The organism is Caproiciproducens galactitolivorans, from assembly GCF_004768785.1.
Classification (GTDB): Bacteria; Bacillota; Clostridia; order Oscillospirales; family Acutalibacteraceae; genus Caproiciproducens; species Caproiciproducens galactitolivorans.
The window spans coordinates 18,443-40,868 of sequence record NZ_SRMQ01000013.1 but is presented as its reverse complement, the minus strand read 5'-3'; the positions used below and the strand labels follow the sequence as shown (position 1 = coordinate 40,868).

Sequence of the window (22,426 nt, the reverse complement as noted above, 5' to 3'; positions counted from 1 at the left end):
GGTAATAATTTTTATTCAAATCCTGGATGCTTTATGCTTTTTGTCGGCCCAAATACAACCGGAAAAAAACCAAAGTTTTTTATTTTTTGCGTATGCATTTGATGGAGCCACTTCGGAATCCATACAAATCTGTTACAGAAAACCAAAATAAAGGTTTCTTGGATTTGTATTTTATTACAAAAATTAAGGAAAGTACTTTTCACCAACAACCAGTATGCTATACTAAAGTTTAAGAATCATTTCGGAGGATGACATGTCGGTACAAAAAGTACGAGAATATCTTAAAAAATACGGAATGGAAAACCGTTTAAGGGAATTTCCGGTTTCTAGTGCAACCGTTGCGCTTGCGGCACAGGCGCTGCAAGTGGAAGAGGCGCGCATTGCAAAAACGATTTCTTTTTACGCCGAAGGCGGATGCATTTTAATCGTTACCGCGGGGGATGCAAAAATTGATAATGCAAAGTTTAAGGCGGAATTCGGGATAAAAGCAAAAATGCTCGCTTCCGAGGATGTGGAGCGGCTGACCGGTTACCGGATCGGCGGAGTATGCCCGTTTGGGAACCCGTCGGAAGCAAAGGTTTACTGCGACCTGTCCCTGAAGCGCTTTACCACGGTCTACCCCGCTGGGGGCAGCTCCAATTCCTGTGTAGAATTGGATTGTGAGGAGCTTTTCCGGGCGTCGGGAAGCAGAAAGTGGCTGGACGTCTGTAAAAATTGGCAGGAAACCGGGGGACAGAGTAAGTAGTATGAGAATGCGTAATAAACCATGGGCTGCGCCGGAACTGGACGCCTGCGAATTTTTTGTCCGTAGCCCGTCGGAACAGATTGGGAAATGGCATTCATTTTTCCCGCGCAGACAGCCGATCCATCTGGAGCTTGGCTGCGGGAAAGGATTTTTTATCGCGGGAATGGCTCCAAAGCATCCGGAAATTAATTATATCGGGATCGATTTGAAAGATGCGGTTCTAGGCCCTGCAAAGCGCAATATCGAAAAGGCGTTTCAGGAGCAAAACAAAAAGCCGGACAATGTTGTATTGATGGCGCAGGATATTGAGCGGCTTTTAACGGTTATGAATGAAAACGATACCGTCGAGAGAATTTATATTCTTTTCTGCAATCCATGGCCAAAGGCGAAGCACAATAAACGGCGTCTTACTTATCCGCGAATGTTGGAAAGCTACAAACAGATTTTAGCAAAGGGCGGCGAAATCCATTTTAAAACGGACGACGACCCGCTTTTCAGTAATTCGGTGGCTTATTTTAAACAAAGCGGGTTTGAAATTACCAGAATAACCTATGATCTGCACGCGGATAACTGGCCGGAGGAAAATGTGCTTACGGAGCATGAGAAAATGTTCCTAGAAAAGGGAATCAAAATCAAAGCACTAATTGCAAAACTTCCTGTTCGTTAATTTATAAATATTCATTGACAAACGCATGAGGATACATTATAAGTCCTATTAATTTAGTAATATATTTGGAGGGTGCTGGGCATGGGCGAGGCCATTATTGAAATACGGGCGCTTAGCAAATCTTTCCGCACAAAAGATGGGGAAGTAACCGTCCTGAGGGATATTAATCTGACGATTGAAAAGGATGAAATCTTCGGAATTATCGGCATGAGCGGCGCCGGTAAGAGCACGCTTGTGCGCTGTATCAATATGCTTGAAAAGCCAACGCATGGTACGGTTCTGTTTGACGGCCGTGACATGGCGAAGCTGTCTGAACGGGAGTTGCGGGAAGTGCGTCGTTCCATGGGAATGATCTTTCAGCAGTTCAATCTTTTAATGCAGCGCACGGCGGAGGGCAACGTCTGTTTCCCGTTGGAGCTTGCCGGTATGGATGAGGCTTCCGCAAGGAAGCGGGCGAAAGATCTTCTGGAGCTTGTCGGGCTTGCGGATAAAGCCAAGGCGTATCCCGCTCAGCTTTCCGGCGGGCAAAAGCAACGTGTTGCAATTGCGCGTGCGCTTGCCACGGATCCGAAAGTGCTTCTTTGCGACGAAGCCACCAGCGCCCTTGACCCTACGACAACGACTTCCATTTTGGCCCTTTTAAAGGATATCAATCAACGGCTGGGCATTACGATTGTCATGATTACGCATCAAATGAGTGTTATTGAGGAAATCTGCAACCGCGTTGCGATTATTGACGAAAGCCACATCGCGGAGTCCGGTAAGGTGGAAGATATTTTTTATAAGCCGAAAACCGAAATTGCGCAAAAGCTGGTTTATCCTTCCGGAAAACCTACGCAGCAATTTATCAGCAAGCGCTGCATGCGAATTGTTTTTGACGGGAATTCTTCGTTTGAGCCGGTTATTGCCAACATGGTGCTGGAATGTAAGGCTCCCGTGAACATTATGTATGCGGATACAAAGAATATAGACGGCAAAGCGTTTGGCCAAATGGTGGTCCAACTGCCGGAGGACGAAGTTCTGGCGCAGAAGATGTTTCATTATGTTCGTGCAAGAGGATTATCTGCGGAGGAGGTGAATGGTTATGTGGGATGAGACAACGCTGAATCTGCTGATACAGGGTGTTGGTGAATCCCTGTATATGACGCTTGTTTCCACTTTCTTTGCTTATATCATCGGGTTGCCGCTTGGCATCCTGCTTGTTACAAGCGCAAAGGAAGGGATCCGCCCCCGTCCATGGCTATTTAAAACCTTGGACGTCATTGTGAACCTGACCCGTTCCATTCCGTTCCTGATCCTCCTTGTAGCCATTATCCCTTTTACGCGGCTTGTTACCGGGACGATGATCGGTCCCACTGCGACGATTGTTCCGCTGACTTTGTCGGCGGCGCCGTTTGTTGCCCGTCTGGTCGAGTCTTCCATCAAGGAAGTGGATGTCGGCGTTATTGAGGCCGCTCAGTCCATGGGCGCCTCCAATATGCAGATCATCTGGAAAGTCATGCTGCCGGAAGCGAAACCGTCCCTGATTGTCGGGTGCGCTATCGCAACCACAACGATCCTTGGCTATTCGGCAATGGCCGGATTTACAGGCGGCGGCGGGCTTGGCACGATCGCAACGAATTTCGGTTTCTACCGTTATCAGTACGACGTTATGCTTGTGACGGTGGTTCTGTTGGTTCTCATTGTACAGGTGCTTCAGGGGATCTTGATGAAATTGGCGGGGCTCAGCAATAAGAAATAACGATTTTCAAATATTGGAGGGGAATTTATGAAAAAAATCATATCGATTATATTGATCGCAGCTCTATCCCTGGCAGCGCTTGCCGGCTGCGCAAAATCCGGCACAGCGGCTTCCGCGGGAAGCAAAAAGATTGTGGTGGGCGCTTCTCCCACACCCCATGCGATTATTTTAAAGGAAGCTGCAAAATTACTGAAGCAAAAGGGCTATGACCTTGAAGTAAAGGAATTTAACGATTACGTTTTGCCCAATACCGCGCTGGTAAGCAAGGAACTGGACGCAAACTACTTCCAGCATGTGACTTATCTGGATGATTACAATAAGAAAAACGGTACGGATATTGTTTCCGCCGGATCTATCCACTATGAGCCGTTTGGAATTTATGCGGGAAAAACCAAAAGCCTGGCGGATTTAAAAGACGGTGCGACGATTTCCGTTCCGAACGATACCTCCAACGAAGCGAGAGCGCTCCTTCTCTTGCAGGCGCAGGGCTTGATTAAACTGAAGGACGATGCGGGGATTACTGCCACGCAGAAGGATATCGTGGAGAACAAAAAGAACCTGAAGTTTACGGAAATTGAAGCCGCCCAGCTTGTCCGTTCCCTTCCGGATGTCGATCTGGCTGTTATCAACGGAAATTACGCCTTGCAGGGTAGCCTGAAGGTTTCGGACGCGATTGCTGTGGAAAAAGACGATTCCATAGCCGCGGAAAAATATGCAAATGTTCTTGCCATACGAAAAGGCGATGAAAACCGCGAGGAGATTAAGGCACTAGTCGAAGTGCTGAAAAGCGATGAAATGAAAACGTTTATAAAAAATACTTTTAACGGTGCGGTTGTACCTGTAAAATAAGTAACATAAGCGACACCCGTGCGGGAGAATATCCGCACGGGTGTTTTCTGCGCAACCGAACAAGAAAATACTGGAACTAGGTACTGCAATAAAAAGATGGTTCTTGGGCAAAAAAATAAATAAAATTAAGCAGGAGGATGTGGCGATTTTGCACAATTAATTTTTACATTTATAAAATCTCTTGACAATTTTGCAGCATGGATGTAAAATGAGAACGCTTTGAAACCGGTTTCAAAGTTAAAGCGCATATTTTATCAGGAAGGCTATGGTGATAAGTTTGGCACAGATCAGCGATGTGGCAAAATTGGCGGGAGTATCTCCGGCAACCGTGTCGCGTGTGATTAATGGCTCCGCCAAAGTGAGCGAAGAGAAGGCCAAACGGGTATTGGAAGCGATTAAAGCAACTGGTTTCAAGCCGAATGAGATTGCACGTTCTCTGTATAAAAAGTCCTCGCGGATTATCGGATATATTGTACCCAGTATTTTGAATATTTTTTTGAACGAAATCGGCCGCGCGATTGAGGAAGAGGCTTTCCAGCACGGCTATAAAATGATTTTATGCAACTCGGATGAAAACCCGAAAAAAGAAGCGGCATATATTCAAATGCTGACGGCGATGAATGCCGACGGGATTATTATTACCGCGAACAATGAAAATTTGGATGAGGAGATTCGGAACTGCCCGCTTCCGATTGTTGTACTGGATAAAGAAGCCAGCGGCCGCTATACCGCCGTCGTACAGTCCGACAATTACGCCGGCGGGCGCCTCGCGACCGAGTATCTTCTGAAGTGCGGCTGCAAACATCCGGTTTTGATGCGCCCCCCGCAAAAGTATTCGAGCGGCCGGCAGCGTTTTCTCGGCTATATGGATGTATGCAAGGAACACGGCATTGAGCCGCTGTTTATCGACAGCCCGTTCAATTCTAATGACGGGCTTCGGTGTTCGCAGGAGCTTTTGGAGCGGTTCCCGTATGTGGACGGCATTCTGGCAGTAAATGACATGATGGTTCTGTCGCTCTATAAGGTGCTGCTTATGCAGAGGCGCAGGGTTCCCGATGATATTATGATCGTCGGGTATGACGGTATAGAGCTCGGAGGGCTGATGACCCCTGAGCTGACAACGATTTTGCAGCCGATTGAGGAGATCGGAAGGCTTTCGGCGAAAATTATTATTGATCAGGTGGCGGATAAAACCCCTGACCGACAGGAATACATTCTTCCGGTCAAGCTGAAAGTAAGGCAGACAACCAGACCGCCGGCAGAGAGTAATGGATGAAACTGCCGGAACGAGAGAAACTATTTAAAAAAGGATGGCGTGTAGTGTGAACAAACGCATTTTTTTAATTGTACTGGACAGTATGGGGATCGGTGAAGAGCCGGACGCTGCGGAATATGGAGACGAAGGCAGCAATACGCTTGCCGCCGCCGCTACGAGCAGTTCTTTTGCGATGCCCAATATGCAGAAACTGGGGCTGTTTAATATTGACGGCGTTAACTGCCGCCCGAAGGTGGAAAATCCGGCCGGGGCGTTTGCACGTATGCAGGAAGCCTCAAAGGGAAAGGATACGACTATCGGCCATTGGGAAATTGCGGGAATTTATTCCCCAAAACCGCTACCGACCTATCCGAACGGTTTTCCGGAGGAAGTGATCCGCGCCTTTGAGGAAAAAACTGGAAGAAAAGCCATCTGCAACAAGCCGTATTCCGGAACGCAGGTCATTATGGATTATGGCAGGGAGCATGAAGAAACGGGCGCGCTGATTGTTTATACTTCGGCAGACAGCGTTTTCCAGATTGCCGCGAACGAAGCTGTGGTTCCGGTTGAAGAACTTTACCGCTACTGCCAGATCGCGCGGGACCTTCTGACCGGCGAGCATGGCGTAGGCAGGGTAATCGCAAGGCCGTATGTAGGAACTTACCCGAATTATACCCGCACGGCAAACCGTCATGATTTTTCCCTTCTGCCCCCGAAAGCCAGCATGCTCGATCAGCTTTTGGAAGAAAAGTATGATGTTATTGCTGTTGGAAAAATTAATGATATTTTTGCCGGCAAGGGAATCAGCCGCTTTATGCGCACGAAGGGAAACGCCGAGGGCATTGAGCGCACCATCGAATTGACAAAAGAGGACTTTAACGGACTCTGCTTTGTGAATCTGGTTGATTTCGATATGCTGTACGGTCACCGTAACGATGTGGAAGGCTATGCGAAAGCGCTGACGTATTTTGATCAGAAGCTTCCGGAGATTATGAACGGCCTGCGCGACGATGATTTGCTGATGATTACGGCGGATCACGGCTGCGACCCGATTACGCCGTCTACCGATCATTCCAGGGAGTACACGCCGTGGGTTATTTACGGAAAGAATGTGAAGCCCGGCGTAAACCTTGGCACCCGTCCGACCTTCGCCGATATTGCGGCGACCATTCTGGACTATTTCAACGTGGAGCAAAAGATAACGGGGACTTCGCTGTTGAAGCACATTTTAAAATAAAAGCAGTTCAAAAAGAAACAGGAGGAATTGAATATGGCGAATATACCTACACCACATAACGCGGCAAAAGAAGGGGAAATTGCCAAAACGGTTTTAATGCCGGGCGATCCGTTACGGGCAAAATTTATTGCAGATACGTTTCTCACCGATGTTTCGTGTTTTAATACGGTTCGCAATATGCTGGGCTTTACCGGGACGTATCAGGGCAAACGGGTGTCCGTAATGGGCGGCGGAATGGGCATGCCATCCGTTGGGATTTATACTTATGAGCTCTTTCATTTTTACGATGTTGACAATATTATCCGTATCGGTTCAGCCGGAGGAATCGCAGATAATGTGCAAGTGCGTGACATTGTTATCGGCATGGGAGCCTGTACCGATTCAAATTATGCTTCCCAGTACTGTCTTCCGGGCACATTTGCGCCGATTGCAAGCTATGGCCTCCTCAGCCGGGCGGTAAAGGAAGCAGAAAGGCTGAAATACCCGGTAAAGGTCGGCAATATCCTGTCTTCTGATGTATTTTACGGCGACGACGGGGACGCATTGGCAAAGTGGAAAAAGATGGGCGTTCTCGCGGTGGAAATGGAAGCTGCCGCATTGTATATGAACGCGGCCCGTGCCGGCAAAAATGCTCTTTGCATGCTGACAATTTCCGATTGTCCGTTTACCGGCGAATCGCTTTCGGCCGAAGACCGCCAGACCAGCTTTACGCAGATGATGGAAATCGCGTTGTCCCTTGCCTGATGATGTGGGTAATATCACGTTTGTGATATTCTATATATCCCCGGGTCTTATTTTCTGGTAAGGCCTGCAAAAAAAACAGGAGGAAAGAATTATGAAGAAGATTGTAGCATTTTTTCTTGCAGTAATGATGACGGCGTCTGTGACTGCATGCGGCTCTGGTTCCACAACATCCAGCACAGCCCCTGCCGCCAGCGCTGCGGAAAGCCAGGAAACTTCCGCTGGAAAATCCGATTTTAAGATTACGATGGTTACGGATACCGGCGGTGTAAACGACCAGTCCTTTAACCAGTCGTCATGGGAAGGACTTCAGAAGGTGTCCCAAGATACGGGCGCTACGGTAAAGTACACCGAATCTAAGCAGGAATCGGATTACACCACGAACCTTGATAAGGCTGCTGACGACGGCAGCAACCTGATCTGGGGTATCGGTTTCGCTATGGCCGACGCAGTAGCCAATGCGGCGAAACAGAATCCGGATATCAGCTATGCAATCGTAGACAATTCCTATGGCGACAAAACTCCTGCCAATGTAACAGGGGTTATGTTCCGCGCGCAGGAGCCCTCCTTCCTTGTAGGCTACATTGCGGCGAAAACCACAAAGACCGGTAAAGTCGGTTTTGTGGGCGGCATGACCAGCGCTATCATCGACCAGTTCGAATACGGCTATAAGGCCGGCGTTGCTTATGCGGCCAAAGAACTGAAAAAGAACATTACGGTTGACGCCCAGTACGCGGAAAGCTTCAGCGATGCCGCAAAGGGCAAGGCAATTGCAACAAGCATGTTCAACAATGGCTGCGATGTCGTGTTCCATGCGGCCGGCGGTGCTGGCACAGGCGTTATTGAAGCGGCAAAAGAAGCCAACAAATTTGCGATCGGCGTTGACCGCGACCAGGCTTATCTTGCTCCGAAGAACGTTCTTACCTCTGCATTGAAGCTCGTCAACAAAGCGGTTGAGCTCGTTTCCAAGGAAGCAATCAACGGCCAGAAGATCGGCGGTAAGACATACACCTATGGCTTGACGGAAGACGCTGTTGGCATTCCGGAAGAACATTCGCTCATGGGCGACGACACCTACAATGCGGCGATTGCGCTCGAAAGCAAAATTAAAGACAAGACAATCACTCCTCCGGCAACCAAAGACGACTATAATAAATTCGTAGCCGCTCTTAAATAATTTGGCATCAATCCATTTCTTTCATAAGCGGGGCGCGTTTTCAGGCGCCCCGCTGTGTCTAAAGAACCATTAACAGGCAGGGGGTCTATTTTAATGGAAGTCAGCAGCGATTATGCGGTGCAGATGCACGGTATTACAAAAATGTTTGGCTCTTTTTGCGCCCTGAACAATGTCCATCTTGACGTTAAGAAGGGAACAATCCACGCGATCTTAGGCGAAAACGGCGCGGGGAAAAGCACGCTGATGAATGTGCTTTACGGCCTATATCAGGCGGATGCGGGGGAAATCTTTTTAAATGGGGAAAAAGTAAATATTAAAAATCCGAATATTGCGATTGAACATGGCATTGGCATGGTTCACCAACACTTTATGCTGGTTGAAAATTTTACGGTTACACAGAACATTATTCTGGGGAATGAAGTAACAAATCGGTTTGGCCTATTAAATATGAAAAAAGCACGTGAGGAAATCCTTGAAATCGTCCGGAAATATGGACTGGAAGTAGATCCGGATGCAAAGATAGAGGATATTTCTGTTGGCATGCAGCAGCGTGTTGAAATATTAAAGGCGCTTTATCGCGGGGTTGATCTGCTGATTTTGGATGAGCCTACCGCGGTGCTGACTCCGCAGGAAATAGACGACCTGATCCAGATTATGCACAACCTGATTTCTGACGGCAAAACCATTATCATTATTACCCACAAGCTGAAGGAAATTAAGGCGTCGGCCGATGTCTGCACCATTATCCGCCGCGGCGAATATGTTGATACAGTTCCTGTTGCGGATGTGGACGAGGAAGAACTGGCGACAAAGATGGTGGGGCATGCTGTTCAGCTTGTTGTTGAAAAGACGCCCGCCAAGCCGGGCGACGTCGTTTTCGAAATTGATAACCTGACGGTCAAGGATGAGCGGAAGCTGGACGCCGTGAAAAACCTGTCGCTGAAAGTCCGAAAGGGAGAAATTGTCGGCATAGCTGGAATCGACGGAAACGGACAGAAAGAGCTTGTCGAGGCGATTACAAACCTTACGAAAGCGGAGAGCGGTACCATTAAAATAAATGGGGTCGAAATCCAGAACACGACGCCGCACAATGTGATCGACCATAAGATTTCGACCATTCATGAGGACCGCCAGAAACGCGGCCTGGTTCTGCCGTTTACCGTTGCGGAAAACATGGTTATTGAAAAATACCGTGAACGGCCGTACAGCAAGGGTGGCATGCTCAATAGCAGCGAAATCCTTGCGTTTACAAAGGGCCTGATCAAGGAGTACGATATCCGTCCGGAGAACTGTGAAAATCAGGCGGCAAGGGGTCTTTCCGGCGGAAATCAGCAAAAAGTGATTATTGCGAGGGAAATCTCGAATGAGCCGGATTTGCTGATTGCCGTTCAGCCTACCCGCGGCCTGGATGTGGGCGCGATTGAATACGTGCATAAAACGCTGATCCGGGAACGCGATAAGGGCAGGGCGATTCTTTTAATTTCTTTGGAACTTGACGAAGTTATGAATGTGGCGGATACAATTGCGGTTATCTATGCGGGAAGCATCGTCTCCACCTTTAAGCAGGGTGAAGTGGACGAAAATACAGTCGGACTGTTAATGGCGGGAGGTAAAATAAATGAAAACGTTGGTTAAAGTTCTAAAAAAGCCGATTACCTCCACGCTGATTGCGATTCTTTGCGGATTTCTGGTAGCCGCCATTGTTTTGGTGCTGGCGGGTTACAATCCGGTAAGCTCTTTTGCGGCGTTATTCAAAGGTATTTTTGCAAAGCCAAAGTATATTTCCAATGTCATTATCAAGGCAACCCCGATTATATTGACGGGACTAAGCGTGGCATTTGCATTTAAAACCGGTCTGTTCAATATTGGTGCCGAGGGCCAGTACATAGTTGGGACAGTTGCCGCGGTTTGTGTTGGCGTTAAGCTGGATTTGCCGCCGGTTTTCCAAATCCTGATTGTTGTGCTGTCAGGCGTTCTTGCCGGAGCGATTTTCGGCGGGATCGTCGGCCTTTTGAAAGCCCGTTTCGGCATCCATGAAGTTATTACCAGTATTATGCTGAACTGGATTGCGTTCTATCTTTCAAATTACATTGTTGCCTTGCCCGCATACCATCAGCCGAACTCCACAAGCTCCCTGCCGGTTAACGAGTCGAGCTTTACCATGCTTCTTCCGAAATGGAAAGTCTCAGAAGAAGGTATGGCCGCGCTGAAGCCGAATAAATGGCTTTATGAGGTAATGGTCAAAACGGATGTGAACTTCGGAATTCTGGTTGCTGCTGTTATGGCGGTAATCATATGGATACTCCTTTACCGTTCCACAAAGGGCTATGAGCTTCGTGCGGTGGGATTCAATAGTGACGCGGCGGAATTTGCGGGGATCAGCGTCAGCCGCAATCTTGTCCAGGCGATGCTGATTGCTGGGGCGCTTTCCGGACTTGCCGGCGCGCTTGCCATAACCGGCACCGCACCGCACCGCATTTCGCAGATGGCTGCTTTTGAAAACAACGGCTTTAATGGCTTATCGGTCGCGCTGATTGCGGGTTCCTCACCGATCGGCTGCATTTTCGCGGGGCTTCTGTTTGGCGGCCTGCTCTATGGCGGGCAGAGCGTTCAGCAGGAAGTCGGAGCGCCCACGGAAATTATCAATATTATGATCGGCACGATTGTATTTTTTGTAGCCCTTACAAGGGTTGTGCCCGTGCTGGCTGATAAGCTTGAGAAGAGAGGTGCTCGCCATGCTAAGTAAAATTCTGCTGTTGATCGGTATTACGATGATGTATTCCACCCCGCTGGTGTTCGGTGCGCTCGGCGGCGTTATTTCCGAACGTTCCGGTGTGGTAAACATAGGTATTGAGGGTATGATGACGGTTGGCGCTTTTGCGGCCGCTGCGGTCAGCTATTTTACGGGCAACCCCTGGCTGGGACTGCTTGCGGCGGGAGCGGCCGGCGGAGCAATCGCCCTTTTGCACGCGATTGCTTCGGTAACCTTTAAAGCGGATCAGACGATCTCCGGTATTGCCATCAACTTTATCGGACCCGGACTTGCGCTGTTTTTCTGCCGTTTGATGTTTTCCAAGGCTACCATGACGCCGCCTGCCAAGACGCTTCCGAAGATTTTCGGAGAAGATTTCTTTCAAGGCAGCCCGGCAGGAAATTTGAATGTGGATGTCACCGTTGTGCTTGCGCTCGTTTGTGCCGCTGTTATGTGGTATTTCCTGTATAAGACGAAATGGGGCCTCCGTGTGCTTTCCGTTGGCGAACATCCTGCCGCAGCCGATACGTTGGGAATCAACGTCAGCCGTACCCGCTACCTCTGCGTGCTGGTGTCAGGCGTTTTAGCGGGATTTGGCGGCGCTTCCATGACCTTGGCAATTATTTCGCAGTTTACGCCCACGGCGATCAGCGGGCAGGGCTTTATTGCGCTTGCCGCTGTTATTTTCGGGAAATGGACACCGTTCGGCGCGTACGGCGCTTGTCTACTCTTTGGTTTTGCGCAGGCTTTGACGATTGTGCTGGGTGGCGGCGACTATGCCGTACCCTCCCAGATTCTTGCGATGCTTCCGTACGTTCTGACAATTATCGTGCTGATTTTCTTTGTTGGACGCTCGGTTGCACCGAAAGCGGACGGTGTGCCGTATGAAAAGGGCCAAAGATAAGACAATCGGAATTTTTGAACAAGGGAGCAATTGAAATGAACCAAAAAGAAATACTTGAGAAGGTTGACCATACTCTTCTGACGCAGACGGCAACATGGGCGGAGATCAAGCAAATCTGCGACGACGCCGTTCACTACGGTACCGCTTCGGTATGTATTCCCGCCGCCTATGTGAAGCGGGCAAAGGAGTATGTCGGCGAAAAAATGGCAGTATGCACCGTGATTGGTTTCCCAAACGGATACACTACTACGGCCGCGAAGGTGTTCGAGGCGAAGGACGCTATTCAAAACGGAGCGGATGAAATAGATATGGTTATTAACCTAGGCTATGTAAAAGACGGCCTTTACAACCTTCAGCTTGAGGAAATTAAACAGGTGAAAGCTGCGTGTGGGAACCATATCCTAAAGGTAATCATCGAAACCTGTTTGCTGACGGAAGAAGAGAAAATAAAGATGTGCGAGGTCGTAACCGCGTCCGGAGCCGACTACATTAAGACCTCCACAGGATTTTCTACGGCAGGAGCTACCTTTGAGGACGTTGCCCTGTTCAAAGAGCATGTCGGACCGAATGTAAAGATCAAGGCGGCCGGCGGCATTAAGACAATGGAAGATGCGGAAAAATTCATTTCGCTCGGTGCTTCCCGCCTTGGCACAAGCCGGATTATCAAACTGATTAAGAATGAGGAAGCCCACGGATATTAACCAAAAGGAGCGGTTCGCCGCTCCTTAAATCTTCCTTGAAAGAGGTGTTATCATGGAAAACGCTCGGGAATTGATTTCTGCGGCCGTTTCCGCCCGGGAAATGGCCTATACGCCTTACTCCAATTTTAAAGTGGGGGCCGCGCTGCTTTCAAAAAGCGGCAGGATTTATAAGGGCTGCAATATTGAAAATGCGGCGTTTACTCCTACAAACTGCGCGGAGCGGACTGCTTTTTTCAAGGCGGTCAGCGAAGGTGAGCTTGCGTTTGAATGTATCGCGATTGTGGGCGGCAAAGGGGATGAACTGGAAGAATTCTGTGCTCCATGCGGGGTTTGCAGACAGGTTATGATGGAGTTCTGTGATCCGGACGAATTCAAAATAATTTTAGGCACGCCGGAAAAATGGCATGTCTATACCCTTCGCGAACTGCTGCCGTTCGGATTTGGCAAACAAGATTTGGAGAAGAGCCATGATTAAAAATATTGTCTTCGATATGGGCCAGGTGTTCGTAGATTTTAATCCGGATTACTTTATTGGGCACTATGTCACGGATCGGGAGGACGCCCTTCTTCTGCGAACCGAGCTTTTCGGTAAAAGCGAATGGGTGGAAATGGATCTCGGAACAATGACCGAGGAAGACCTTGTTCAACCGGTTTGCGCCCGTCTGCCGGAACGTTTGCATTTTGCGGTCAAGGAGCTTCTTCTGCACTGGCAGGATTATATGAAGGTCTTCCATAATCTTGACCCATTGGTTGCGGAATTAAAACAAAACGGCTATTCCCTTTACCTGCTGTCCAACGCTTCTGTCAGCATTCATAAATTCACGAAGAAAATTATGGCCCTGCAATACTTTGACGGCACATTTTTTTCAGCGGATGTACATTATATAAAGCCGGATCCGAACATTTATCGGCTGTTTTTTGAAAAGTTTTCCCTGCGCCCGGAAGAATGTTTTTTTACGGATGACCGCGCGGACAATGTGGAAGCGGGCCGCAGGCTTGGAATGGAAGGCTTTGTCTATAAGGGAGAGGAGCAGCCCTTGCGCGACACACTACGCAGGGCCGGCGTTTCTCTGAAACCATAAAATTACGTATGAGGTGATTCAAATGAGGATGTATGATATTATTGCAAAGAAAAGGGATGGGGGAGAGCTTTCCGACGAGGAAATCCAGTTTTTCATCAACGGATATGTAAGCGGCGAAATTCCGGATTATCAGGTTTCCTCGCTTCTCATGGCAATATATTTTCAGGGTATGACGGACAGGGAAACGGCTTCTTTGACGATGTGTATGGCAAAATCCGGTGAAATGGTGGACTTGTCTTCCATCGACGGGATTAAGGTTGATAAGCACAGCACCGGCGGCGTTGGCGATAAAACAACATTGATTATTTCCCCGATTGTCGCTTCCCTTGGCGTTCGCGTGGCGAAAATGAGCGGGCGAGGACTGGGGCATACCGGCGGAACGGTCGATAAAATGGAATCGATTCCCGGTATGCAGACCTCCATTGACCGTGAAAAATTCTTTGATATCGTCCGCAAGGTCGGCGTGAGTGTCATCGGCCAGTCCGGCAATCTGGTTCCGGCGGATAAAAAGCTCTACGCCCTGCGCGATGTAACCGCCACGATTGAAAGCATCCCGCTGATTGCTTCCAGCATCATGAGTAAAAAGATTGCCGCGGGTTCCGACTGTATTCTGTTGGATGTTAAGACCGGAAGCGGCGCGTTTATGAAAACCGTGGATGATTCCATTAAACTTGCGCAGGCAATGGTTGCGATCGGCGAACATGTTGGGCGTAAGACCATCGCCTTGATTACCGATATGGACCGCCCGCTGGGAAACGCGATCGGCAATTCGCTAGAAATTATGGAAGTGTGCGATACGCTGAAAGGCCACGGCCCGGAGGATCTGACGGAAATCTGCATCGAGCTTGCCGCCAATATGCTGTATCTGGCGGGGAAAGGCGATCTTGCGGAATGCAAAAAACTGGCAAGAAGGCAGATCGACAACGGCGAGGCTTTTGCGAAATTAAAGGAAATGGTCGCGGCGCAGGGCGGCGACACTCGTGTGCTGGACGACAGCGCAAACTTCCCTCAGGCAAAAATTGCGTATGAGGTTTTGGCGCAGAGCGAAGGATACCTGTACGCAATGAATACGGAGCGGTGCGGAATCTCTTCGGTAGAACTGGGCGCGGGCCGCGAAAAGAAAGAAGATTCCATCGATTACAGCGCCGGAATCATGCTTCGCAAAAAAATCGGGGATTATGTGAAGAAGGGCGACGTAATTGCCGTGTTCTATACGTCCGAAGAAGGAAAATGCAAAGAAGCGGAAAAGATCTTCCAAAGCGCGGTTTCCATCCGTCCGGAAGCACCGAAATCGGTTCCGGTTATTCACGCCAGAGTAACAGTAAACGGCGTGGAAAAGCTTTGATGTTGAAAAGGGAATGCAAGAAAAACGTTTTCTAAATAATATAAAAAAGACACGCCTTGGATGCGATTGAGCTGCTTCCGGGCGTGTTTTTGCATTTTGGGCTGTTGATTTTTAACAATTCGCAATTGAGTAAAGCTTGCTTTGCAACAGCCCTTTATTTCCGTTTACTGCATGGCCGTATCCAGTCCTTCGAACTGCATGTTATAGTACTTTGCATAGATTCCGTTTTTTTCAATCAATTCCTGATGAGTGCCGCTTTCCTCAATTCCGTCGTCGCCGATGACAATAATCTCGTCCGCATTGCGGATTGTGCTCAGCCGGTGGGCGATGACCAAAGTAGTGCGGCCTTTGGACAGGGTCACCAGCGATTTCTGAATATGCCGCTCGCTTTCATTGTCCAGCGCGCTCGTGGCTTCATCCAGAATCAAGATCCGCGGGTTTTTCAAAAATACCCGGGCAATGGCAATCCGCTGCTTCTGCCCGCCGGAAAGGCGCGCTCCGCGCTCACCCACATAGGTGTCGTAGCCTTTGTCAAGGCTTACAATAAAGTCGTGGATATTGGCGTTTTTTGCGGCCTCCATAATTTCTTCATCGGTTGCGTCGGGCTTTCCATAGGCAATATTCTCTTTAATAGTGCCCGCGAACATGTAGACGTCCTGCTGTACAATGCCGATTGCTTTGCGCAGGGATTTCAGCGTAACATCACGAATGTCGTGACCGTCGATGGTTACGCTGCCGCCGGTAACGTCGTAAAAACGGGGGAGCAGGGAGCAGAGGGTGGTTTTTCCACCGCCGGATGGCCCCACAAGCGCAACGGTTTTTCCCGCGTCGATTTTGATATTGATATTCTCCAGTACGTTGTTAGCGGTATCGTAGCTGAAAGAAACATTGCGGTATTCGATGCTGCCTTTTACGTCCTTCAGATCGACGGCGCCGGGCCGGTCAACAATTTCCGACTGTGTTTCCACGACTTCAACAAAGCGCCTAAAACCGGAGTACCCCTTTTGAAACTGCTCGGTAAATTCAATCAGAATATCGATGGGATTGATAATGATATTGATGTATAAGGCATAGACCGCCAAATCGGTTGGGGCAAGCGTACCCCGCGCGATAAAGAGCCCCCCGCTGACCAGCACGGTCAGAAACAATAATCCTTCAAAGAACGAGGCTCCTGCGCGGTAGCTGCCCATAATGAGATAGCTACTCTCTTTGGAATCCAGAAATTGCAGGTTGCTTTCGCTGAATTTTTCTTGCTCCAGTTCTTCGTTCCCGAAGCTTTTTACCACGCGGATACCCACAAGGCTGTCCTGCACACGGGAATTCACGCCCGCGATTTTCTTACGGTTATCCATAAAAACTGCCCGCATTTTCTTGTTCTTTTCAATGCTGAACACAATCATAACCAGGGTGACAGACAGCAAAATGAGCGTCATGGGAACATTAATCAGCATCATGAGCGCAAAGCTGCCGAAGATTTTTAAAAGCGAAATCAGAATGTTTTCCGGGCCATGATGCGCCAGTTCGCTAATGTCAAATAAATCGGAAACCAGCTTGCTCATCATTTCCCCGGTGTTGTTTTTGTCGTAATAGGAAAAGGAAAGCCGCTGCAAGTGATCGAATAAATCCTGCCGCATGTCGCTTTCCATTTTTGCGCCCATAATGTGTCCCCAGCTTGTGATATAGTACTGGCAGCCGTAACGCACAAGCTCCATTCCCAATAGAGCCGCCGCAATCCAAGGAAGGCTTTTCAGGATGATTTGCGTTCCCTGTGGAAACAGGCCTTTCACCAGAAAATTTAAAATCTGCGGGAAAGCCACATCGATTGCCGAAACAATCAAAGCGCAGAACATATCAAAATAAAATAAGGCGCGATAAGGTTTGTAATATTTTATAAATTTGCGAAAAATGGACATTTTGTGCTCCTGTTACATTTTAAGTTTGACTGGTTCTTCATAATCCTCTCCGAAAGTATCGACGGTAACGCTCTTCATTACCTCATCGGTTTTGGGTCTGTCCCTGCGGTCGCGGCGAACGGATACAATGCGATCCGCTTCTTCGATTCCTTCGATCACTTTCCCGAAAGCGGCATATTGGCCGTCAAGGTGCGGCGCGTCCGCAACCATAATAAAGAACTGGGATCCGGCGCTGTCCGGATCCATGGAACGGGCCATGGATATTACGCCGCGGGTATGCTTAAGATCATTTTTGACTCCATTGCCGCTGAATTCTCCTTTGATGCTATAGCCGGGACCGCCCATTCCGGTTCCTTCCGGATCGCCGCCCTGGATCATGAAGCCGGGTATTACGCGGTGGAAAATCGTGCCGTTATAAAATCCCTTTTTCACAAGGGAGATAAAGTTGTTTACTGTATTTTGGGCGATATTCGGATACAACTCTATTTTCATAGAACCTTCATTGGTGGTAATTGTCACAATCGGATTTTTCATATTAATTCCTCCGTATTTTTTCAGTATTTTTATTATAGCGGGAAAAGGAGTTTCATTCAAGGGATAAATTTTCGCTTGTGAATAGTTTGTTAACAGTTTATTAACAAAAAAGTGCTATAATTTGGCAAACCAAACTAAATATTACAGTATCACGGTTAATTGTAGGGTTCGACCGGAGGAGGTGATAAAATGCTCCAGGCAATCAACACTGATTTCGAAATGTCGCTTCGTACGGCTCCCCTTTCCTCAAGCAGCGTGCGGAAAACGCCGGAAACGGAAATTCAGAAAAAGGCGCAGGGAAGCCAAAATATCAGGGCGGACTCTGTAGAAATCAGCGAACAGGCACGGGCCGCGATACAGCGGGCCGGTACCGTAGCTTCAACCGGAGAGAAAGCTGCCGCCGGACATGATTCAAAGCGGAGGGAATCGCAGGCACCTTCCGGTCGGGCAGAGAAGTTGTTAGAGGCTCAGAAAAAGCAGCAAACGGAAGAAAAGCCGAAGTCAAAGCATTATGCAGATCTTTCCCTGTATACGGAAGCGGAGCTGAAAAAACTTGTTTCTGACGGGATTATCACGGAATTTCAGCAGCGGGCTGAACTTGCGAAAAGGGCTGCAAGGAAACAGGAAGTAAAAGAAAGCGAAGCAAAGAAATTACAGAAAAAAAGTACTTATCAGCAGGCAATTTATTCGTACAAAGCCCAGCAGAGAAGAAAAATTTCCTATGCGGCTATCGGCAAATACTTAAACCGTGTTGCGTAAAGATGTATAGGCAGGAGATCCTTCATTCGGCATCTCCTGCTATTTTTGTATTTCGGGATTCCCGGTCGTGGGGGAAGCTTAAAGGGCTTTTGCTTAATGCCCTTGGAAACGTAGCCGGGAAGCGGGCTTTGCCCGGTCAGGAACCCCTCGGATCCGCTGGAAATAGAATTGCAAAATATTCTTGCGAACTGTTTCGTGTTTTCCCTGCGGTTATGGTATAATGAAGAAAAAATAAAGGGGACGAAATCGTGAAATTTTACTCGTGGAATGTCAACGGGCTTCGGGCCTGTATGAATAAAGGTTTTTTGGATTTTTTCCGCTCGGCGGATGCGGATGCCGTATGTTTGCAGGAAACAAAAATGCAGCCGGATCAGGCGGAAATTCCGCTTCCGGGGTACCGGCAGTACTGGAATTCCGCGGTAAAGAAAGGGTATTCCGGAACAGCGATTTTCACCCGCCTGGAGCCGTTGTCCGTAAGCTATGATATTCAGGCGGAAGAGCATGTCGGGGAAGGCCGCTCTATCACCTTGGAATTTGAAGAGTATTATCTTGTAACGGTTTATACTCCCAACGCGCAGCGGGATTTAGCACGCCTTGATTACCGGATGCGCTGGGAGGACGCGTTCCGTTCTTATTTACAGCAGCTTAATGCCAAAAAGCCGGTCATTGTGTGCGGCGACATGAATGTGGCGCACAATGAAATAGATTTGAAAAATCCGAAAAGCAACAGGGGGAATGCCGGATTTACCGATCAGGAGCGCGCGAAGATGACCGAGCTTTTGGCTTCCGGGTTTACGGACAGCTTCCGTTATCTGCATCCGGATGAAAAGGACGCTTATACGTGGTGGTCTTATATGTTTAAGGCGCGCGAAAAGAATATAGGCTGGCGCATTGACTATTTTCTTGTATCCAACGGCATTCAAAACCGAATTTGCGAAAGCAACATTCATCCGGAGGTAATGGGGAGCGACCATTGCCCGATCGAACTGGTATTATCCTAAAATAATCTATGGAGGAAACAGAATGCAACTGATTTTTTACGGAGCCGCCCACGAAGTAACTGGGAGCTGTTACTGCCTGATGGTGAACGGCAAGAAAATTCTGATTGACTGTGGTTTGCAGCAGGGAGCGGATGAAGACGACAATCACAAGCTTCCGTTCTACGCTTCGCAGATTGATTATGTCATTGTTACCCACGCCCATATCGACCACAGCGGCCGGTTGCCGCTCCTTGTTAAAAACGGATATCAAGGGAAAATCTACGCCTCCGGGATAACCTGCAAGCTGCTGTCCATTATGCTGCGCGACAGCGCCCATATACAGGAAATGGACGTAGTGAATGAAAACCGCAAGGGGAAGCGCGCGGGCAGGGAACCAGAGGAACCGATTTATACCCTTGAAGATGCGCAGGACACGCTGGAACGCCTGGTTCCTTATTCTTACGGAGAAATGGTTGAACTTTGCGAGGGTGTGCGGTTCCGCTTTATCGACGCAGGGCACCTCCTCGGCTCCGCTTCGGTGGAAATGTGGATGACAGAAAACGGCCGGACGAAAAAAATTGTTTTTTCCGGTGATATCGGGAATGTCGACCAGCCGATTATCCGCGACCCACAGTATATTGAGCAGGCCGATTATGTTGTGATGGAATCTACATACGGCGACCGGGACCATGAAAAGGCGCAGGATTATGTCGCGTTGCTGGCGGATATATTTGAAAAGACCCTGTCCGCGGGTGGCAACGTGGTCATTCCGAGCTTTGCGGTCGGCCGTACGCAGGAGCTGCTTTATTATATCCGCGAAATGAAGGAAAGAGGGCTGGTGAAATGCAATCCGGATTTTCCGGTGTATGTAGACAGCCCGCTGGCTGCGGAAGCGACAAAAATTTACAGCGGGGATCTTACGGGGTACGCAGATGACGAAACGGTGGAAGTGATTCAATCCGGATTCCATCCGATTTCGTTTTCCAACTTGAATATTTGCGTTAGTGTGGAGGAATCCAAGGCGCTGAATATGGACGGTGTCCCGAAGGTGATCCTTTCCTCCAGCGGTATGTGTGAAGCGGGAAGAATTCGGCATCATTTAAAGCATAATCTGTGGCGGCCCGAATGTGCCGTCGTGTTTGTCGGATATCAGGCAAACGGTACGCTCGGCCGATTATTACTCGACGGAGCAAAACGGGTAAAGCTGTTCGGCGAGGAAATTGCGGTACAATCGCATATTTATAATTTTAGGGGCCTTTCCGCGCATGCCGACCGGACCGGTTTGCTGAATTGGATTCAGGCTTTTCAGAAAAAGCCGAAACGTGTGTTTGTCGTGCATGGTGAAGCCGGGGTCTGCGACCTGTTTTGTTCTTCGCTGCGGCAGCTTGGTTATGATGCTTTGGTACCGAATTTTCAAACCGTCTTTGATTTGGCGGAAAATCAAATTTTGGAAGATGGAATTGCGCCCGAAACCCGCCGCACACAGAAAGCCGGGAAGGGCAAAAAATATTCCGCGGCGTTTGCGCGCCTTGTGGAAGCAGGGCAGCGGCTTTTGCAAGTTATCCAGAAAAACGAGGGCAGCGCGAACAAGGATATCGCAAAATTTGCCGATCAGGTACTTTCCCTTTGCAACAAGTGGGACAGATAATTTGCGATGCGCTGCATAATGAGATAAATTTACGGTATGAAAATGCGTCTTGAAACGGATTTGAGCCGGATCAAGACGCATTTTGGTATCATGTTTACGAGACTGCTTTGCAGCTTCATTTTTTATTCAGCTTTTCCCGCGCTACGGCAAGCATCAGTTTAATGCGGTTTTCCTGATTAACGCGCGTGGCGCTCGGGTCGTAGTCAATGGGGACGATGTTTGCCCGCTCATCCACAGCCTTGATACGATGGATCATGCCTTTGCCGCAAATATGGTTCGGCAGGCAGCCGAACGGCTGCGCGCACACAATGTTTTCGTATCCCTGCTCAACCAGTTCCAGCATTTCAGCGGTTAACAGCCATCCCTCACCCATTTTGTTGCCGTAACCGATAACGCCCTTTACAAGGCTTTTGGTATGGGCATAGGGAACGGGTGCCAAAAACTTTTGCCCGCTTTCAACGGCGCGGATCAGGATGTTCTGCATTTTCAGCAGATAATCCATCAATGCCTTTACCACAACAAATTTCGCCTTACTTCCGCCGTAGAGCTTAATGTCCTCCAGCCGGTTGTCCACTTTAAATAAAGCGAAATTCAGGATTCCGGGTACGTTGACCTCGCAGCCCTGTTCCGCCAGAAAGTCTTCTAGGTTGTTGTTTCCCAGCGCGGAGTATTTCACGTAAATTTCGCCGACAATGCCAACTTTGATTTTCGGACGCTTATTGATTTTGATTTGTGCGAAATCCTTTACAATCAGGTTCAGGTTTTCCTTTAGCTGTTTTAAGGAAAGCCCCTGTCCCCTGTTAAACTGTTCGGAAAGCGCGTCAACCCATTTCTCCACCGTCCGGCGGCTCTCGCCGGGGATTTCTTCATATGCCTTGGTCTGGTTGTCCAGAAGCATCAGCGCGTCGCCGTAAACCACAGCAGCGATGAATTTCCGGAGCATGGATAAAGTGAGATGAAATCCCGGGTTGTGTTCCAGTCCGGACATATTGAGCGAAACAACCGGGATTTTTTCCAGCCCGGCTTTTTTTAGTGCTTTTCGCAGAAGGTGGATGTAATTGGAAGCGCGGCAGCCGCCGCCCGTTTGCGTAATCATCAGCGCGGTGCGCTCAAGGTCGTATTTTCCGGAATGCAGAGCGTCGATGAACTGGCCGATTACCAGCAGGGCGGGATAACAGGTGTCGTTATGAACATATTTCAAACCTTCCTGCACGACGTTTGGCCCGTCATTGGTCAGAAGCTCCACGTTATAACCGCAGTTTTTTAACACGTTTACAAACAGTTGAAAGTGAATGGGAGCCATCATCGGGCAGAGAATGGTATATTCTTTTTTCATTTCCTTGGTAAAAAGCAAACGCCCGTCTTTGCTGAATTTAAGGTCTGCCAAATGCTCCAC

General features: G+C 48.7%; 22 protein-coding genes. 19 read left to right on the top strand and 3 right to left on the bottom strand.

What is annotated here, in order from left to right; genetic code table 11:
- The first annotated feature begins 253 nt into the window (after positions 1-253).
- The 16 genes from CAGA_RS11135 to CAGA_RS11060 all read left to right on the top strand — a co-directional run bounded on the left by CAGA_RS11135 (position 254) and on the right by CAGA_RS11060 (position 15,196).
- Positions 254-745, top strand: coding sequence for a YbaK/EbsC family protein (locus CAGA_RS11135; RefSeq protein ID WP_135660806.1), 492 nt, complete (start codon positions 254-256; stop codon positions 743-745).
- A gap of 1 nt (position 746) precedes the next feature.
- Positions 747-1,412 (top strand): tRNA (guanosine(46)-N7)-methyltransferase TrmB, encoded by a 666-nt coding sequence (trmB, locus tag CAGA_RS11130; protein WP_135660804.1) that lies wholly within the window; start codon positions 747-749, stop codon positions 1,410-1,412.
- 81 nt (positions 1,413-1,493) lie between these two features.
- Complete coding sequence (locus CAGA_RS11125; protein WP_135660802.1) at positions 1,494-2,507, top strand: methionine ABC transporter ATP-binding protein; 1,014 nt, start codon at positions 1,494-1,496, stop codon at positions 2,505-2,507.
- Positions 2,497-3,153 (top strand): methionine ABC transporter permease, encoded by a 657-nt coding sequence (locus CAGA_RS11120; RefSeq protein ID WP_135660800.1) that lies wholly within the window; start codon positions 2,497-2,499, stop codon positions 3,151-3,153. Before CAGA_RS11125 ends, CAGA_RS11120 begins: the two co-directional genes overlap by 11 nt.
- 27 nt (positions 3,154-3,180) lie before the next feature.
- The gene (locus CAGA_RS11115; RefSeq protein ID WP_135660798.1) at positions 3,181-4,002 is read left to right on the top strand and encodes a MetQ/NlpA family ABC transporter substrate-binding protein; all 822 of its coding nucleotides are present in this window, start codon (positions 3,181-3,183) and stop codon (positions 4,000-4,002) included.
- A 268-nt stretch (positions 4,003-4,270) separates the two neighbouring features.
- Positions 4,271-5,278, top strand: a complete 1,008-nt coding sequence (locus tag CAGA_RS11110) for a LacI family DNA-binding transcriptional regulator (protein WP_243113025.1) — start codon at positions 4,271-4,273, stop codon at positions 5,276-5,278.
- A gap of 46 nt (positions 5,279-5,324) precedes the next feature.
- Positions 5,325-6,494, top strand: coding sequence for a phosphopentomutase (locus CAGA_RS11105; protein WP_279222008.1), 1,170 nt, complete (start codon positions 5,325-5,327; stop codon positions 6,492-6,494).
- Between the two features lie 33 nt (positions 6,495-6,527).
- Positions 6,528-7,238, top strand: a complete 711-nt coding sequence (gene deoD, locus CAGA_RS11100; protein WP_135660792.1) for a purine-nucleoside phosphorylase — start codon at positions 6,528-6,530, stop codon at positions 7,236-7,238.
- Positions 7,239-7,329: 91 nt separating this feature from the next.
- Positions 7,330-8,412 (top strand): BMP family ABC transporter substrate-binding protein, encoded by a 1,083-nt coding sequence (locus CAGA_RS11095; protein WP_135660790.1) that lies wholly within the window; start codon positions 7,330-7,332, stop codon positions 8,410-8,412.
- 93 nt (positions 8,413-8,505) lie between these two features.
- On the top strand, positions 8,506-10,047 hold the full coding sequence (locus CAGA_RS11090) for an ABC transporter ATP-binding protein (RefSeq protein WP_135660788.1): 1,542 nt from the start codon (positions 8,506-8,508) through the stop codon (positions 10,045-10,047).
- Positions 10,031-11,158 carry an ABC transporter permease gene (locus CAGA_RS11085; protein ID WP_135660786.1) on the top strand — a complete coding sequence of 376 codons (1,128 nt, stop codon included), beginning with the start codon at positions 10,031-10,033 and terminating at the stop codon, positions 11,156-11,158. Before CAGA_RS11090 ends, CAGA_RS11085 begins: the two co-directional genes overlap by 17 nt.
- Entirely contained in the window at positions 11,148-12,068 is a 921-nt protein-coding gene (locus CAGA_RS11080; protein ID WP_135660784.1) for an ABC transporter permease, read from the top strand. Before CAGA_RS11085 ends, CAGA_RS11080 begins: the two co-directional genes overlap by 11 nt.
- A 35-nt stretch (positions 12,069-12,103) precedes the next feature.
- Positions 12,104-12,769 carry a deoxyribose-phosphate aldolase gene (deoC, locus tag CAGA_RS11075; RefSeq protein WP_135660782.1) on the top strand — a complete coding sequence of 222 codons (666 nt, stop codon included), beginning with the start codon at positions 12,104-12,106 and terminating at the stop codon, positions 12,767-12,769.
- A 52-nt stretch (positions 12,770-12,821) separates the two neighbouring features.
- Positions 12,822-13,244: a cytidine deaminase gene (locus CAGA_RS11070; RefSeq protein WP_135660780.1), complete on the top strand. Its 423-nt coding sequence runs from the start codon at positions 12,822-12,824 to the stop codon at positions 13,242-13,244.
- Complete coding sequence (locus CAGA_RS11065) at positions 13,237-13,851, top strand: HAD family hydrolase (protein ID WP_167875226.1); 615 nt, start codon at positions 13,237-13,239, stop codon at positions 13,849-13,851. Before CAGA_RS11070 ends, CAGA_RS11065 begins: the two co-directional genes overlap by 8 nt.
- Positions 13,852-13,873: 22 nt before the next feature.
- Positions 13,874-15,196 carry a pyrimidine-nucleoside phosphorylase gene (locus CAGA_RS11060; protein WP_207669578.1) on the top strand — a complete coding sequence of 441 codons (1,323 nt, stop codon included), beginning with the start codon at positions 13,874-13,876 and terminating at the stop codon, positions 15,194-15,196.
- A 164-nt stretch (positions 15,197-15,360) separates the two neighbouring features.
- Here CAGA_RS11060 and CAGA_RS11055 read toward each other — a convergent pair whose 3' ends face one another.
- Both CAGA_RS11055 and CAGA_RS11050 read right to left on the bottom strand, forming a co-directional pair.
- Positions 15,361-17,109 carry an ABC transporter ATP-binding protein gene (locus CAGA_RS11055; RefSeq protein ID WP_135660776.1) on the bottom strand — a complete coding sequence of 583 codons (1,749 nt, stop codon included), beginning with the start codon at positions 17,107-17,109 and terminating at the stop codon, positions 15,361-15,363.
- A 12-nt stretch (positions 17,110-17,121) separates the two neighbouring features.
- Positions 17,122-17,643, bottom strand: a complete 522-nt coding sequence (locus CAGA_RS11050; protein WP_135660774.1) for a peptidylprolyl isomerase — start codon at positions 17,641-17,643, stop codon at positions 17,122-17,124.
- A gap of 189 nt (positions 17,644-17,832) precedes the next feature.
- On the opposite strand from CAGA_RS11050, the gene CAGA_RS11045 reads away from it, so the two are divergent.
- The 3 genes from CAGA_RS11045 to CAGA_RS11035 all read left to right on the top strand — a co-directional run bounded on the left by CAGA_RS11045 (position 17,833) and on the right by CAGA_RS11035 (position 21,030).
- Positions 17,833-18,402: a hypothetical protein gene (locus CAGA_RS11045; RefSeq protein WP_135660772.1), complete on the top strand. Its 570-nt coding sequence runs from the start codon at positions 17,833-17,835 to the stop codon at positions 18,400-18,402.
- A gap of 248 nt (positions 18,403-18,650) precedes the next feature.
- Entirely contained in the window at positions 18,651-19,403 is a 753-nt protein-coding gene (locus CAGA_RS11040; RefSeq protein ID WP_135660770.1) for an exodeoxyribonuclease III, read from the top strand.
- 22 nt (positions 19,404-19,425) lie between these two features.
- Positions 19,426-21,030 (top strand): MBL fold metallo-hydrolase RNA specificity domain-containing protein, encoded by a 1,605-nt coding sequence (locus CAGA_RS11035; protein ID WP_135660768.1) that lies wholly within the window; start codon positions 19,426-19,428, stop codon positions 21,028-21,030.
- Positions 21,031-21,145: 115 nt separating this feature from the next.
- Here the strand turns inward: CAGA_RS11035 and CAGA_RS11030 are convergent, their stop codons facing one another.
- On the bottom strand, positions 21,146-22,417 hold the full coding sequence (locus CAGA_RS11030; protein ID WP_135660766.1) for a 2-hydroxyacyl-CoA dehydratase: 1,272 nt from the start codon (positions 22,415-22,417) through the stop codon (positions 21,146-21,148).
- Positions 22,418-22,426: the final 9 nt, after the last annotated feature.